Annotated in this window: 12 protein-coding genes; 3 read left to right on the forward strand and 9 right to left on the reverse strand. The window is 63.5% G+C overall.

The features are described from left to right. The 5 genes from V2I08_RS14825 to V2I08_RS14845 form a co-directional block, all read right to left on the reverse strand. Nucleotides 1–255 (reverse strand): hypothetical protein, encoded by a 255-nt coding sequence (locus V2I08_RS14825; protein ID WP_349635818.1) that lies wholly within the window; start codon nucleotides 253–255, stop codon nucleotides 1–3. Further along, on the reverse strand, nucleotides 248–748 hold the full coding sequence (locus V2I08_RS14830) for a DUF559 domain-containing protein (protein WP_349635819.1): 501 nt from the start codon (nucleotides 746–748) through the stop codon (nucleotides 248–250). The genes V2I08_RS14825 and V2I08_RS14830 overlap by 8 nt, the downstream gene beginning before the upstream one ends. Then, complete coding sequence (gene sufB, locus V2I08_RS14835; RefSeq protein WP_313922650.1) at nucleotides 748–2,232, reverse strand: Fe-S cluster assembly protein SufB; 1,485 nt, start codon at nucleotides 2,230–2,232, stop codon at nucleotides 748–750. Before sufB ends, V2I08_RS14830 begins: the two co-directional genes overlap by 1 nt. Beyond that, nucleotides 2,229–2,639, reverse strand: a complete 411-nt coding sequence (locus tag V2I08_RS14840) for an Rrf2 family transcriptional regulator (RefSeq protein WP_043149212.1) — start codon at nucleotides 2,637–2,639, stop codon at nucleotides 2,229–2,231. The genes sufB and V2I08_RS14840 overlap by 4 nt, the downstream gene beginning before the upstream one ends. Before the next feature lie 82 nt (nucleotides 2,640–2,721). Next, nucleotides 2,722–3,645, reverse strand: coding sequence for a helix-turn-helix domain-containing protein (locus V2I08_RS14845; protein WP_349635820.1), 924 nt, complete (start codon nucleotides 3,643–3,645; stop codon nucleotides 2,722–2,724). 373 nt (nucleotides 3,646–4,018) lie between these two features. On the opposite strand from V2I08_RS14845, the gene V2I08_RS14850 reads away from it, so the two are divergent. Together V2I08_RS14850 and ggt are read left to right on the forward strand one after the other, a co-directional pair. Further along, entirely contained in the window at nucleotides 4,019–5,071 is a 1,053-nt protein-coding gene (locus tag V2I08_RS14850) for a quinone-dependent dihydroorotate dehydrogenase (RefSeq protein WP_349635821.1), read from the forward strand. A 58-nt stretch (nucleotides 5,072–5,129) separates the two neighbouring features. Beyond that, nucleotides 5,130–6,830 carry a gamma-glutamyltransferase gene (ggt, locus tag V2I08_RS14855; protein ID WP_349635822.1) on the forward strand — a complete coding sequence of 567 codons (1,701 nt, stop codon included), beginning with the start codon at nucleotides 5,130–5,132 and terminating at the stop codon, nucleotides 6,828–6,830. 181 nt (nucleotides 6,831–7,011) lie between these two features. Here ggt and V2I08_RS14860 read toward each other — a convergent pair whose 3' ends face one another. The 3 genes from V2I08_RS14860 to acs form a co-directional block, all read right to left on the reverse strand. After that, complete coding sequence (locus tag V2I08_RS14860; protein WP_349635823.1) at nucleotides 7,012–9,666, reverse strand: M1 family metallopeptidase; 2,655 nt, start codon at nucleotides 9,664–9,666, stop codon at nucleotides 7,012–7,014. 155 nt (nucleotides 9,667–9,821) lie between these two features. After that, nucleotides 9,822–10,334, reverse strand: a complete 513-nt coding sequence (locus V2I08_RS14865) for a cytochrome b (protein ID WP_349635824.1) — start codon at nucleotides 10,332–10,334, stop codon at nucleotides 9,822–9,824. Between the two features lie 25 nt (nucleotides 10,335–10,359). Next, nucleotides 10,360–12,303, reverse strand: coding sequence for an acetate--CoA ligase (gene acs, locus V2I08_RS14870; RefSeq protein ID WP_349635825.1), 1,944 nt, complete (start codon nucleotides 12,301–12,303; stop codon nucleotides 10,360–10,362). 185 nt (nucleotides 12,304–12,488) lie between these two features. Between acs and V2I08_RS14875 the strand changes: the two genes are divergently transcribed. Next, complete coding sequence (locus V2I08_RS14875; RefSeq protein ID WP_037476369.1) at nucleotides 12,489–13,160, forward strand: glutathione S-transferase family protein; 672 nt, start codon at nucleotides 12,489–12,491, stop codon at nucleotides 13,158–13,160. Here the strand turns inward: V2I08_RS14875 and V2I08_RS14880 are convergent. Further along, entirely contained in the window at nucleotides 13,157–15,976 is a 2,820-nt protein-coding gene (locus V2I08_RS14880; protein ID WP_349635826.1) for a DNA methyltransferase, read from the reverse strand. The two genes, V2I08_RS14875 and V2I08_RS14880, sit on opposite strands and share 4 nt — an antisense overlap. Between the last annotated feature and the right edge of the window lie 101 nt (nucleotides 15,977–16,077).

The following is a 16,077-nucleotide window of genomic DNA, read 5'->3' on the forward strand; positions in this document are numbered from 1 at the left end:
TCAATCCTTTAGATCAAGCAGAAACGAGATCGCGCTCTGCGCGTCTCGGTCGATAAAGCCTTCGCCTGGAGGATAATGCGGTGTCCCATCCGACGAAAAATAGTCCAGCGCCCGATCTGCTTCTCCAGCAACACGGACACTATGGGGCATCAGACCGTCGAACCAAAAGACCGACACTTTTGTCCAATCACCCGTTTCGGGTTCGAGGCCAGTCGTTTGAGTCAAAGCGACCAGCTTCAAGACCGACTCACTCATGACTCACTCCTTCAAGCCCCTCCCCTTCAGGGGAGGGGTTGGGGTGGGGCGTTCGCCGATCGGGGAGGCTTTCGAGGCAATCGAGCAGCGCTCGTCCCACACCTTCCAGATTGCGCATCACGTCATCATTCGTGACCCGAAAGACATGATAACCATGCACTGCCAATTGATCGGTACGCCGCGCGTCAGCCGTCTGATCGCCATGCGTGTGCCCGTCAATTTCCACCACCAGCGCTTTACGAGGGCACAGAAAATCAGCGATGGCGTTGCCGATCACGGCCTGTCGACGGAACTTATAGCCTCCAAGCTGAGAACGCGCGAGAATGCTCCATAACCTGGCTTCTGGATCGGTTGGATTGCGGCGATTGGCGCGGGCATATGTCGCCGTCGAGTCGAGCTGCCTGGCCGAGACGCCCCACCCCCGGCCCCTCCCCTGAAGGGGAGGGGAGTCTATCTGGATTGCCCAGTCGTTTAGGTCGGTCTGCTTGCCCACTAGCCAACCGATCCTTCCAGCGAAATGCCCAGCAATTTCTGCGCTTCCACCGCGAACTCCATCGGCAATTGCTGCAGAACCTCCCGCGCAAAGCCATTGACGATCAGGCTGACGGCGCTTTCCGCATCCAGCCCGCGTTGCATGGCGTAGAAGAGTTGGTCGTCGCTGATCTTGCTGGTCGTCGCTTCATGTTCGATCTGGGCGCTGGGGTTGCGGACCTCGATATAGGGGACGGTGTGCGCGCCGCACTGGTCGCCCAGCAGCAGGCTGTCGCATTGGGTGAAGTTGCGCACGCCTTCCGCGCCGGGGGCGACGCGGACGAGGCCGCGATAGGTGTTGTTCGATCGGCCCGCGCTGATCCCCTTGGACACGATGGTCGAGCGGGTGTTCTTCCCGTTGTGGATCATCTTCGTGCCGGTGTCGGCCTGCTGCATATTATTGGTCAGCGCTACGGAATAGAATTCGCCGACGCTGTTGTCGCCGTTCAGCACGCAGGACGGATATTTCCAGGTGATGGCGCTGCCGGTTTCCACCTGGGTCCATGACACCTTGCTGTTCTTGCCTTGGCATAAGGCGCGCTTGGTCACGAAATTATAGATGCCGCCCTTGCCATCCGCATCGCCAGGATACCAGTTCTGGACGGTGGAATATTTGATCTCGGCATCGTCCAACGCGACCAGTTCCACGACCGCCGCGTGGAGCTGATTTTCGTCGCGCATCGGCGCGGTGCAGCCTTCGAGATAGGAGACATAGCTGCCCTCGTCGGCGACGATCAGCGTGCGTTCGAACTGGCCGGTATTTTCCGCGTTGATGCGAAAATAGGTGCTCAGTTCCATCGGGCAGCGGACGCCCTTGGGGATGTAGACGAAGGTGCCGTCGGAAAAGACCGCGCAGTTGAGCGTCGCGAAATAATTGTCGTGCATCGGCACGATCTTGCCCATCCACTTTTTCACCAGATCGGGATATTCGCGCACTGCTTCGCTGATCGAACGGAAGATGACGCCGGCTTCCTCCAGTTCCTTGCGGAAGGTGGTGGCGACGGACACCGAATCGAACACCGCATCGACGGCGACGCGGCGGCTGCCCTTCACACCGGCCAGCACTTCCTGCTCGGCGATGGGGATGCCTAATTTCTTGTAGGTGGCAAGGATTTCGGGATCGACTTCATCGAGCGAATCCAGCTCCACCTTCTTTTTCGGCTCGGCATAATAATAGGCGTCCTGATAGTCGATCGGGGGAACGTTGAGCTTCGCCCAGTCGGGCGGCGTCATCGTCTTCCACATCGCAAAGGCCTTCAGCCGCCAGTCGAGCAGCCATTGCGGCTCCTTCTTCTTGGCGGAAATGAAGCGGACGGTGTCTTCGTTCAGCCCCTTGGGCGCGAAATCCTGTTCGATGGCGGACGACCAGCCATGTTCGTAGGTCGATGCGCGATCGGCCGCGTCCTGCGCTTCCTGGTTGCGGACAGTGGTGATTTGCTCGGTCATGCCATTTCTCGTGTAAGGCTGGCGATGGTCACGCCAGCCAGGGCAGCGCGGATCGCTTCATTGGCGACGTTCATATGCGGGCGAATGCGGCAATCCTGCTCCAGCGTGCAGTCATGCGTGCCCGTGTCGGCGCAGGCGGTCATGGCGATCGGCCCTTCGACCGCCTCCACCACATCAGCAAGCGTGATGGTGGCGGGCGGGCGCGACAGGCGGACGCCGCCGCCCGTGCCGCGGCTCGATTCGAGCAGACCCGCCGACGACAGGCGACCCACCAGCTTTTGCGCGGTGGGGAGCGGGATGCCGGTTTCGGCGGCCAGGGTGGTCGCGTTCATCTTGGCGGCACCGCAATGGCGCGCAGCGGCGGACATCAGCACGACCGCATAATCAGCGAAGCTTGATAATCTCATGCCAGTTGCGAACCATTCTTAAATCGGATCAATATCGTCCGATTGGCATTTGGTCCTCTCAGGCTGCGGAATCAAGGGCTAATTAGGACAGGCGGTTGAGCATCGCCACGTCGCTACCCAGCGAACGGCGCAGCAGGGTGAGCTGCGCGACGGCGGAGGGTTCGTTCTGCAACTGATGCGGGGTCAGGCCGATGAAGTGCTTGATTTCGCGGATACAATGGGACTGGTCGTAGAAGCCCGCCTCCTCGCATAATTGCTGCCAGCTCTCGCCGTCCAGCGCAATTCGGGCGGAACAGCGCAACGCGCGATATTTGCGCGCCAGCAGCTTGGGCGGAGCACCATAATATTTGTTGGTGAGCCGCGCGAGCTGGCGCGGCGACAGGTCGGTCGCTTCGGCCAGCGCCTCGATTCGCGGCGATCCTTCTCCCATCAGCCAGGCATCGACCGCATCCAGCAAGGCCCAGATCGGGCCGCGCAGCGGCTTGACGAGGCGGCCAAGCGCGGCCCAGCATCGTGCCGCGATCTCCTCGGCCTCGGCTTCGTCGATCGTCCGCAATTCCGCCAGCAGCTCGGCATGATGTGCGCCGCCAACCGCCACCAGGTCGCACAGGCGGTCGGCCAATGTGCTGGCGTCGCCGCCATGGAAGGATTGCCATCCGGCTGGCAGCAGCGAAATGCCCAGAACCCGACTGGGTCGGTCGAGTTCGAACCGGGTCGCGCCCATCGTTGGACCGAGCAGGCAGACTTCGGGCGTCTGCATCACGACATCGTCCTGAAAATGATAATGGCCGCCGCCTGCCAGCATGAAGCGCAATTGTGGCACATCAGCACGGGTCGCGTCGCCATAGTGATCGGCATCGACGGTGAACAGATAAAGCGAACCGAAATAGGCGCGCAATTGTTCGGGTGGCGCAAAATAGCGCAGTCGCACCGGCCCCTGCGCAGCGGCCACTGTATAGGACAGCGGACCCCCTTCGTCCGGCAGGGCAACAGCGCCCCCGGTCATGCCGAATTTGTGCAACCCCATTTTCTTCACCCCAAGGGGTTTACTATGCGCCAACTGCACCTGCGCGCAAGTAACATGGTGAAAGATCTGTTACTTTTCTGCTCTTTTACTGCACTGCACATAAAAATGACCCGGCGATTTTCATCGCCGGGTCAGGAAAAGGTCTCATCGGCTGGAAGCCGTCGAGCCTTCGGGTCGCAGGGATGCTTTAGGCGTGAATCGAAGCAAGATTATTGGATGAATCAGACATTCCGCTGCCCTAAACCGTCTCATTCATGACGTTTTCTGTCATGATATGTCACTAACAGTCGATTGTGGCGCTTTGGCCACAGCGACTCGACGTGTCGGCGTCGCGCTGGCATAGGCACCTCCCATGTCCTATCGTCTGATCCGCCCGCTGCTGTTTGCGCTCGATGCCGAGCGCGCCCATCATCTGTCCCTTGCTGCGCTGCGAATGATGCCGACGCCGACGCCGTTGGTACCCGATCCGATGCTGGCGACCATGGTAGCGGGCATTCGCTTTCCCAATCCGGTCGGATTGGCGGCAGGCTATGACAAGGATGGGCGGATCGCGCACAAGATGCACGGCCTGGGCTTTGGCTTTGCCGAACTGGGGACGCTGACCCCGCTGGCCCAACCGGGCAATCCGCAGCCGCGCCTGTTCCGTCTGGTTGAGGACAGGGCGGTCATCAATCGCTTCGGTTTCAACAATGGCGGGCAGGGTGCGGCGGCGGATCGCATCGCACGCTATCGGCGGCCGGTAGGTCAAGGCCCCGTCATCGGGATCAATATTGGCGCGAACAAGGATGCGGCGGCCGCCGGGCGTGGCATCGCCGATTATGTCACCGGCGTCACCTGCATGGCCCCGCTGGCCGATTATCTGACGGTCAATATTTCGTCGCCCAATACGCCGGGCCTGCGCGCGCTGCAGGGCCGCAGCGCGCTCGACGCCTTGCTGAGTGCCGTAATGGCCGCGCGCGCGCCGGGTGGGCCGCCTATTTTCCTGAAGGTCGCGCCGGATCTGGAACCGGCCGATGTCGAAGATATCGCCGCGGCCTGTATCGACCATCGGGTCGATGCGCTGATCGTGTCCAACACCACCATCACCCGGCCCGCGCTGCGATCGGCCCATGCGGGCGAAGCGGGCGGGCTGTCGGGCGCGCCGCTCACTGACCTGTCGCTGGCGCGGCTGCGCGATTTTCGTCGCCTGCTGGGCGATCGGATGCCGCTGATCGGGGTGGGGGGCATTGCTACGGGCGCGCAGGCCTATGCCCGCATCCGGGCGGGGGCGTCGCTGATCCAGCTCTACAGCGCGCTGGTCTATGAAGGGCCATATCTGGCGCGGCGGATCAACCGGGAATTGAAGGCGCTGATGGCGCGCGACGGGGTGGCGACCATTGCCGATCTGGTGGGTATCGACGGCTGATCCGTCCAAGGGGGTGGAAAGGGTTGCGATCGGCAACTCCCGCTATAGGGTAAGCCCCATGACATGTCGTTTTTCTGGCCTGCTGGCCCCTTTCGCCCTTCTCGCTCTAGTGCCGCTGCCTGCCGTCGCGCGCGAGCCGGTATCGACCAATGCCACCGTTTCCGCCGCAGATCCGCGCGCGGCGCAGGCGGGACAGGAGATATTGCGCAAGGGCGGCAGCGCCACCGACGCCGCCATCGCCATGATGCTGACGCTGAACGTGGTCGAGCCGCATAATAGCGGCATCGGCGGCGGCGGTTTCCTGATGCATCATGACGGGGAGACCGGCCTGCTGGAATCGATCGACGGGCGCGAGACGGCCCCGGCTGCTGCCCGGCCCGATCGGTTCATGGGGACCGATGGCCAACCGCTGTCCTTCCGCAATGCCTGGCCGGGCGGCTATTCGGTCGGGGTGCCGGGCAATGTGCGGTTGGCGTGGGACGCGCACCGCAAATGGGGCAAGCTGCCCTGGGCCGACCTGTTCCAGCCCGCCATCCGCGCGGCGGAAGAGGGGTATGAAGTGCGCCAGCGGCTCGACACCGCGATGAAGGCGGTGGCAGGCGTCTGGGCCGACTTCCCTGAAATCCAGAAATATTTCTGGATCGATGGCAAGCCCGCGCCGATGGGCACGATGCTCAAGAACCCGCCGCTCGCCGCATTGTTCAAGCGGATCGCGACGGAAGGGCCGGACGCTTTCTATACGGGCGAAAATGCGCGCATCCTGGCGCAGACCGTCACCAGCGCGCCCAAGAACCCGGTGCCGATGACGGAAGCGGATATTGCGGGCTATCAGACCAAGCTGCGCAAGCCGGTTTGCGGCAAATATCGCGTCTATACCGTGTGCGGCATGGGTCCGGCTTCGTCGGGCGGGGTCACGGTGCTGGAGATATTGGGCATGGTCGAGCGCTTTCCGCTCGGCACATGGGGGAAGGATGATCCCCGGTCGTGGCACGTTATCGGCGAGGCGATGCAACTCGCCTATGCCGATCGTGGCAAGTGGCTGGGCGACCCGGATTTCGTGTCGGTGCCGCTGACGGGGATGATCGACCCCGCCTATCTCAAGCAGCGGTCCGCGCGCATCCGGTTGAACAAGGCGCTCAACGACTATCAGCCCGGCACGCCGCCCGGCGCGCAGCCGCGCACGGCTTCGCGGCCTCAGCCCGAAAGCGGCACCAGCCATTTCGTCGCGGTGGACCGGGATGGCGACATCGCCGCCTGGACATCGACGGTCGAGAGCTTTTTCGGCAGCCAGTTGATCGCCAATGGCGTGATCCTGAACAATGAACTGACCGATTTCAGCTTCACCCCGGAAAAGGATGGCGCGCCGGTCGCTAACCGGGTCGAGCCGGGCAAGCGGCCGCTGTCATCCATGTCGCCGACCATCGTCTATGACGACAAGGGCACGCCTGTCTTCACCGTCGGCGCGGCAGGCGGCAAGACGATCATCATGCAGGTGGCCAAGGCGCTGATCGCGCATTTCGACTGGGGCCTGCCGGCGCAGGAGTCGATCGCGCACGGGCTGATCTACTTCAACGGCGAAGGGCTGGTGCTGGAGCAGGGGACGTCGCTGGAGGCGATGAAGGCACCGCTCGAAAAGCTCGGCCATCGCGTGTCGTTGTCGCGCATGGGGCTGAAGGCCAATGCGGCCGAGCGCCTGCCCGATGGCCGCTGGCAGGGCGCGGCCGATCCGCGCAGTCCGGGCGTGTCGTTGCAGGAGTGATGTCTATTGGGTGCCTTCCTCCCCTGGCAGGGGAGGTGGCTGCGCGTAGCGCGGACGGAGGGGTGTCACGCTCTCGATAGGGTGACACCCCTCCACCACTTCGTGGTCCCCCTCCCCTTACAGGGGAGGATTTAAGGGAGTTGGCAAAAAAAAGGGCGGCCCGTGAGCCGCCCTTTTCGTCTTACTTCTTGGCGAACCAGGCCGTCAGCGCGGGCTTCAGGCGGGTGCGGGTTTCGATGCGGGTGTTGATCGCGGCGATGGCGCGATCAACCACCTTGCGCGATTCGGGCGTCAGATATTGGGTGGCATAGGCGTCCAGCTTGGTCGCCATCGCCGGGTCGGCCGATCCGCCACCCAGCCGCGCGAGTGCCTGGCTGCGTGCGGAGACGTCGATCAGCCCTTCATATTGCGCGCGGTGCGCCAGTACATAGTCCACCGCCAGCATGGGATGCTCATAGCCGACCTGCGCAATGATCGCGGCGCTGGTGGTCTTGCCCGGTTCGTCGGTCAGGGCGAGGTCGAGCGCCTGGCGGGCGAGCTTTTCGTCCTTGGCCCCGCCGAGCAGCGCATAGAGCGTGCTTTTTTCCAGGTCGGTCTTTGCGCCCTTGGCCAGAGCGCGCAGCCTGTCCCACGTCGCCTGATCGGCATTTTTGGCGATAATCCCCATCCAGACGTTGCGCAGCGGGCCGTCGAGCGCGGCGGGATCGCTTGCCAGTGCGGCGAAGCGGCGATTGGCTTCGGCGACCACGGCCTTGTCACCCATCTCGCCCAATGTACCGACCAGCGCCGAGCGCAGCACAGGCACCTGCGGATTTTCACCCGGCTTGGCATCATAGCCGATTCCGGTCAGCACCGGCGACAGCTTGGCCGAGGCATAGGCCGCGACCTTGGCCTGCGCTGCCTTGTCGCTTTCCAGCATCGCATAGGCGCTGGCCAGATAGCCCGGCACCTGCGCCAGCACGGCGGGGGTGGCGGTGGTGGGTACGGCGTCGATCAGGTCGAGCGCCAGGCCCATGGGCTGATAGCCGCCGAGGCCAAGCTGGAAATTGTCGGCCAGCAGCCCGGTCTGGTCGATCGCGGGCAGCTTGGTGAAACTGGCGGCCAGCGCGTTCACATTAGCGGCGGGATAGAGCGAGCGATAATAGCCCGTCTGCCCGGCATTGACGACATAGGCACCACAGCCCGGCAGCGTCATCTGCCCCTTGCCCTGCAGGATCAGCCGCTGCGGCGCGCCGCCGATGGTTTGCGCCATCACGGGCACGTTCCAGCTCAAGGGCGCCTTGTCCTTCTTGTCGCGGCTGAATTCGCCCTGGCTCAGGGTCAGCAGCGTGTTGCCGCCCTGGCATTGCGCGCTGTCGACCTTGACCAGCGGAATGCCGGGCTTGGACGTGAAGTCATGCGCGATCGACACCAGCCCCTTGGCCCCTGCGCCCTCGACTGCCTTCCACAGGTCGTCGGTGACGGTGTTGCCATAGGCATGGGCCTTCATATAGCTGCGGATGCCGGTCTTCCATACTTCCTCGCCAGCATAGCCCTCCAGCATGGTGATGACGGCTTCGCCCTTTTGATAGGTGATGGCGTCGAACGCCTGGTTCACCTGATCGACGGTGGTGATCTTTTGGACGACGGGGTGGGTGGTGGCGAGCGAGTCGAGGCTCATTGCCGCCTCGCGCCCATCGACGCGGGTCAGCAGCATCTGCCAATCGGGCTGCAGCGTGTCGGTGACCTTGGTGGCCATCCAGCTTGCGAAGCCTTCGTTCAGCCACAGATCGTCCCACCAGGCCATGGTGACGAGATCGCCAAACCATTGATGCGCCATTTCATGGGCGACGGTTTCATAGATGCGGCGCTTGGTCGCTTCGGAGGTGAAGCGCGGATCGACCAATAGGGCGCGCTCGAAGGTGAAGATCGCGCCCCAATTTTCCATGGCGCTGAAAAACTGGCTCTGACCCGGCCCAGCGACATTGTCGAGCTTGGGCAGGGGATAGGGGACGCCGAAATAATCGTTGAAATAAGGCAGGATCGCTACCGATGCGTCGAGCGCCAGTTGCGCCTTGCCCGTATTCCCCTTGCCGGTGATGACGCCGATTTCGGTCGCGCCGGACATCTTGGTCGCGCGCTCCAGTTCGCCGAGACCGAAGAAGAGCAGGTAGGAGGACATTTTGGGGCTGGTGCCGAACGTCACCTGGGTCTTGCCGCCGCCCAGATCCTTGGTCGATGTGACCGGCATGTTGCCGACCGCCAGTTCGCCCGTGGGGATGATGGCGCTGAGGTCGAAGGTCGCCTTGTAGCTCGGCTCGTCCCAGCTCGGTACGAAGCGGCGCGCGTCGGGCGCTTCGAACTGGGTGAAGAGCGCGCGCTTCGCTGCGCCGTCATTGTCGGTATAGTCGAGCGCGAACAGGCCGTTCGCCTGGGTGTTGATGACGCCGGCATAGGCGATGGCGAGCTTGTAGGTGCCGGGTGCGAGCGGCTTGCCGAAGTCGAGCGTCACCGTCTGCGCGTCGGCATCGACCTTGGCCGTGCCCTTGATCGCCTTACCCTTGGCAGGCGTCAGCATGACGTCGCCGAAGGTCAGGTCGGCGGCGTTCAGCACCAGCGTCGGCATGGCCGTGCTGACGGCGACGTCGATCGTCACCTTGCCGGTGAACTTCAGATTGGCGGCGTCCGGCGTAACCGTGATCGCATAATGGCTGGGCACCGCGCCGCGCGGCAATTGGGTGGTGATCCCGGCGGCGGGACCGTCAGATGGGGGATTGGGCGTCGTAGCCTGGAGCGGCGTGGCAAGGGCGATGGGGGCGGCGGCCAGCAGCAGCGGCAGGATTTTGGCGAGGGACATAGGCTTTTGAGACTCCGACACGTCTTAACGGCGCGGCCACATGGCTCTGCGCCCTGATGCAACGCGGGATCAACCGTTTCGCTGCGTCGGTCAAGCGATGTAATGCTATTACAACGTCGTTGGTCGAACCCGAACGTCCGTTGGTCGGCGGGTGCCTACAGCATCCGCCGCATCACATTGTCCTTGAGCAGATAATGATGCCGCAACGCCGCGCCGATATGGAGCAGGATCAACGCCGCCCAGATGAAGCCCATAATCTCATGCCCTTCGCCCGCCAGATCGACGATCAGGTCGCCCTTGGTCACTGGAAATTTGGGGACATCGAACAGGAAGAACCAGTTCAAGGGCCGCGTGCCCGCCGACGTCATGATCCACCCGGACAGCGGCAGCACGATCATGAAGATATAGAAGAGCGCGTGGGTGGCGTGCGCCGCGCCTTTTTCCCAACCGGGCATGGCGACGGACAGGCGCGGCGCAGGATTGGCCAGCCGCCAGACGATCCGCACCAAAGTCAGCGCCAGGACGGTCAGCCCGATCGACTTGTGGATCGGGATCACGGCCCAATCCTTGGGCAGCGCATCATGACCGATGCCCAGCACCAGCGCGAGGATGATGAGCAAGGCCATGGCCCAATGCAGGGCGCGGGCGACTCCATTATAGCGGTCCATGGCAGCGCTTCCTTCTGTTCGTTTCCTAGCCGTGACGATTGGCGACGAGATTATCCACCACCGAAGGATCGGCCAGGGTGCTGGTATCGCCTAGCGCTTGCGCGGAGACTTCGCCCTCCGCAATTTTACGGAGGATGCGGCGCATGATCTTGCCTGACCGGGTCTTGGGCAGGCCGGGCGCGAACTGGATGACGTCGGGGGTGGCGATCGGGCCGATTTCGGTGCGGACCCATTTGACCAGCAACTGGCGCAATTCGTCGTCCGGCTCGATCCCGGCGTTTAGCGTGACATAGGCATAGATGCCCTGTCCCTTGATATCATGGGGGAAGCCGACCACGGCGGCTTCGGCGACGCTTTCATGCAGCACCAGCGCACTTTCGACCTCGGCCGTGCCCATGCGATGGCCCGACACGTTGATGACATCATCGACGCGCCCGGTGATCCAATAATAGCCATCGGCATCGCGGCGCGCGCCGTCGCCCGTGGTGTATTTGCCGGGATAGGTGGTGAAATAGGTCTGGAAGAAGCGGTCATGGTCGCCATAGACGGTGCGCATCTGCCCCGGCCAGCTACGCGCGATGACCAGATTGCCCTCGGCCGCGCCGTCCAGCACCTGCCCCTCGGTATCGACGATCTGCGGCACCACGCCCGGCATGGGCATGGTTGCGGACCCCGGCTTGAGGTCGGTGGCACCCGGCATCGGCGCGATCATCGCGCCTCCGGTTTCGGTCTGCCACCAGGTATCGATGATCGGGCAGCGGCCTTCGCCGACGACGCCATGATACCAGCGCCACGCCTCCGGGTTGATCGGTTCGCCGACCGTGCCGAGCAGGCGCAGGGAGGCGCGGCTGGTCGCCTTCACATGGGCGTCGCCCTCCTTCATCAGCGCGCGCAGCGCGGTGGGCGCGGTGAAGAGGGTCTGGACCTGATGCCGGTCCACCACTTCCCACATCCGCGCCGGGGTCGGCCAATTGGGCACGCCTTCATACATCAGCGTCGTCGCGCCATTGGCCAGCGGGCCATAGACGATATAGCTGTGCCCTGTGACCCAGCCGATGTCGGCGGCGCACCAATAGATGTCGCCGGGCCGATAGTCGAAGCAGAGTTCATGGGTGAGCGCGGCCCAGAGCAGATAGCCGCCCGATGTGTGCAGCACGCCCTTGGGCTTGCCGGTCGATCCCGATGTGTAGAGGATGAACAGCGGGTCTTCGGCATTCATGGGTTCGGGCGGACAGTCGGCCTCGACGTTCGCCGCCGCCTCGTGCAGCCACAGGTCGCGGCCTTCCGCCATCGTCACCGCGCCGCCGGTCGCCTGCACGACCACGACATGTTTGACGCCGGGGCAATGTTTGAGCGCGGCATCGACATTGGCTTTCAGGGGCACGGTCTTGCCCGCGCGGCGGCCTTCGTCGGCGGTGATGACCAGCGTCGAATCGCAATCGATGATGCGGCCCGCCAGCGCTTCGGGCGAAAAGCCGCCGAATACCACGCTATGCACCGCGCCGATCCGCGCGCAGGCGAGCAGGGCGAAGGCGGCCTCCGGGATCATCGGCATATAGATGGTGATGCGGTCGCCCTTGCGCGCGCCAGCCCCTTTCAGGACATTGGCGAAGCGGCACACTTCGGCATGAAGCTGCGCATAGGTGGTGCGGCGCGGTTCTTCGTCGGGGGAGTCCGGCTCCCACAGGATTGCGACCTGATCGCCGCGCGTCGCCAGATGCCGGTCGACGCAATTGGCGCTGACGTTGAGCACCCCGTCCGCGAACCACTGGATGCCGAAATCCGCCTCGGCAAAGCTGCTTTCGTCGCTTTTCGTTGGCGGTATGATCCAGTCGAGCCGTTGGGCGCGCTCCAGCCAATAGTCGTGCGACGCATCGATCGAACGCGCATAGTCGGCGTCCCGCGCGGCTTTGTTCATCAACGCATTGCTGGCCCAGTCCCCCGGCACCGGGAAGAAATCGTCAGGCATGGGGGCATCCTTTCCATCGCATAATCATTATCGCAGTCTCTTCTATCGTCCCGCCCGGCGGATCGGAAGGTCGGACCATGCCGTTTCTTGCCATGCTTTTGGACGATATGACCGAAATTCTTGCGTCGGCTTCCACCATTTTGCCGCTTCCCCCCCGACCCGCGCGCGCCTAACAAGGATCGCCTATGTGGCTGCTTTATCAATTTCCGCTTTGTCCCTTCTCTCGCAAGGTCCGGCTGCTGCTGGGCGAAAAGGGGATCGGCTATGATCTCGTCCGCGAATCGCCCTGGGCGATGCGCGACGAATTTCTCGATCTCAACCCTGCTGGCACCACGCCGGTCATGGCCGATCATGACAAGGGGCTGACCCTGATCGACAGCCAGGCGATCTGCGAATATTTCGAAGAGACGGTGGAAAAGGTGCCACTGATTTCCGGCACCGCCGCCGGGCGCGCCGAAGTGCGGCGGCTGACCGCCTTTTTCGACCAGAATTTCTATGGCGACGTGGTCGGCCCGCTGCTGCACGAACGGATGAAGAAGCGGCTGATCGAGCGCGCGCCGCCCGAAGCCCGCATCCTGCGCGAAGCGATGAAGCGTGCGAACGTGCATATGGATTATATGGACTATCTGCTCGACCATCGTAGCTGGATGGCGGGCGGTACGCTGAGCCTCGCCGACATCGCGGCGGCGGCGCATCTGTCGGTGGCGGACTATCTGGGCGGGATCGACTGGCAGGGGCATGAGCCGGTGCGACGCTGGTATGCCGGCTTCAAGTCGCGCCCGTCCTTCCGGCCGCTATTGTCGGAGCGGATGGAAGTGATTGCCCCACCACCCCATTATGAAAAGCCTGACTTTTAAGCGGGCCTACCAGGTCGGCTGCGCTTTGCATTGTGGAGCGGGTCGATCAGCCGCTGATAGAGGGTGAAGAGATATTCCACCCGTTCGCGGTCGGAGCTGAAAGCGGTCTTGCGGTAAAGCCGGTCGATCGCGAGATCGAGGTCGTGATGCGCCTTGCGCAATTGCGCGGGCATGGTGTCGGGGTCGTAGAGATCGGCCAGGGTCGATGTCGCGTTGCGGGGCAGCGCGCGGGCGTCGAGGACGGCTTGGGCGAAGGTTTCGATCTTGGCGCGCTGGATCGGGGTGGCATCGGGCCATGGGAAATTGTTGTAAACCAGGCCGATGGAGTAGCGATAGCGGCTTTCCAGCCTGCCGCCGATCTGACGCATCCAGGCCATATGCATATGGCTGGTGAGGATAGCGAAATGCCACAGGGTCGCGCCGGGAAGGATGCGGATCAGATTGCTGGGAATGGTCGGCGGTTCCAGCCAGCCGATCGGGATATAGTCGCGGCGTTCCGAACTGACTTCGGGGATGGCGAGGAAGGGCCGGGTCGGGATGACGGTGACGTGAAAGGCCGATGGCGTATCGGCCAGCGCCAGCGACGACTGGCCGGGCGTCTTCTTGCTCTCTTCCGCTTTGCCCAGTGCTGCGATCTCGCCGCGGCGGTAGGCCGACACCTGGCGCAGCCTTTGCCGGATGGTGGGAAGCTGCCGAATATCCGCCGGGGCGGCATCCTGTAGCGCCAATATCCACCGTTCGCCGCCGTTGAGATATTCCTGCGCGCCGACATAGGGGCGTAAAAAGGGTTCGGCGTCCGGTTCCTGCGCCAGCAACTTCGCCCGCGCGTCGGCGTCGAAGATCAGATAGCCGCCATCGATCGGTTTGGACCCGATGACGATGCGCGGTGCGCCGTTGATCGGTCGGCTCTCCTCCCGCACCACCAGATGGGGGTCGGCGTCGCGGGCATCGAACAGATAGGCGGCCAGCGCGCCATGGCGGGTTTCGGTCGGTTCGCCCTTGGCATCGGCATAGCTGAACAGCCGCTTTTGCGCCGGTTCATCGCGGCGTTGGGCCAGGCCGATGATGACGCAATGGACCGCCGCCCGGCCGGGCCAGACGAAGGTGCGATGGGCGAAGGCGATTTCCAGGCCTGCGCGGAAGATCAGCGGCCAGAGTTGCGCCACCTGTTCGCCCTGCACGATCGAGTTGGTCGAAACGAAGGCGATGCGCGCGTCGCCGCCCGCGACATAGCGGGCGGCCTTGAGGAACCAGGCGGCGACATAGTCGAGCGTGCCGCCGCTGCCGGGCAGAGCGGCGAGACGGCGGACCTGTGACCGCTGCGCCTCGCTCTGATATTTCGCGCCGACAAAGGGCGGGTTGCCGAAGACGAAGGTGCAGCCCTGCGCCGGGATGACATGGTTCCAGTCCAGCTCCAGCGCGTCGCCATGGTGGATGCCGGGCGCTTTCACCAGCGGGATGCGGGCATAATGCTGGCCGAAATCCTCGGCCAGGCGGGTGTTGGCGATATGGTCGGTCATCCACAGCGCGACCTGCGCGATCATGGCGGGAAATTCGTCGATTTCGATGCCGAAGAAATGATCGACATCCAGTTTCGAAAGCGCGGCGACATCCATCACCAGTTCGATCCGGCCGTCGATGGTGAGCAATTCGCGCAATATGTCGCGTTCCAGTTCGCGCAGTTCGCGATAGGCGACGACCAGGAAATTGCCCGCGCCGCAGGCCGGGTCGAGGAAAGCCATCGTCCCCAGCCGCTGATGCATCGCGCGCAAGGCGCGCTCGCGGCCGGATTTAAGTGCGCTGGCGCGGGCGAAGTCGGCGCGCAGATCGTCCAGAAACAACGGTTCGATGACTTTGAGGATCGCCTGTTCGGGCGTGTAATGCGCGCCCTGCTTGCGGCGGGTCACCGTGTCGATCACGCTTTCGAATAGCGAGCCGAAAATGGCGGGCGACACATCGCCCCAGTTAAACAGGCTGGCGTCGAGCAACATCGTCCGCATCGCGGCATCGAAGCTGGGCATGGCGATGCGTTCGCGGAACAGTTCGCCGTTGATATAGGGAAAGTCGGCGAGGTCGGCGTCGAGGCTCTGCTGGCGCCGGTCGGGCGGGGTGTCGAGCGTCTGGAACAGTTCGCCGAGCCATCGGCCAAGGTCGCGGCCATCGGCGCGGGTGCGCCGTTCGAGGAAGGTGAGGAACTGGTCCTTGCGCTCGAAAATGCCGGTATCGTCGGCGAACAAAATGAAGAGCAGTCGGACGAGCAGCCGTTCCAGATCATGGCCGACATAGCCGTCGGCGGCGAGCGCATTGTGCAGGCGGCCCATTAGTTCCGACGCCTGGCGGTTGACCGGCGACTGGTTGCGGAACAGGCGCGGCTGAACGCCGATGATGAAGCCGAAGGCCTCCACATGGCGTTTGAGGTCGGTGAGCGGGAAGCGCCATTCGCGGCGGGTTTCCAGATCGACCAGCTCGAAACGCTGGAAATCGCACACCATCATGTGCCGGGGGCGCTGCACGTCGGGCAGCCAGTCATAATAATCGAGCGCCTGGGCCATGGCGCGGTCGAGGTTGCGGCCCGCGCTTTTCTGTTCGACGATCAGCGTACCGGGCCAGAACAGGTCGATGAAGCCGCCGGACCGCGCGGGATCGAGCGATTTGACCCGTTGTTCGTAAACAGCGACCTGCTTGCGCGGCACGCCGAAAATGCCGAAAAACTCGTCGTAGAAGCTGTGGGTCTGACCCTTCTCATAGCCCTTGCCCTGCCATTCAGCAGCAAAATGGGCCGCATTCGTGCGAATTTCCGGCCAACTGAGCCGCATCCCTGCCCTCCCCCCATGATAAGGGAGACGGGGTGGATGGAGGGGCGATCCGCGCCAAGCGGACCCTGGACCATTATGGAGCTGGTCCGATATGGCGCAAA

Source organism: Sphingobium sp. MK2 (assembly GCF_040170545.1).
Lineage (GTDB): Bacteria > Pseudomonadota > Alphaproteobacteria > Sphingomonadales > Sphingomonadaceae > Sphingobium.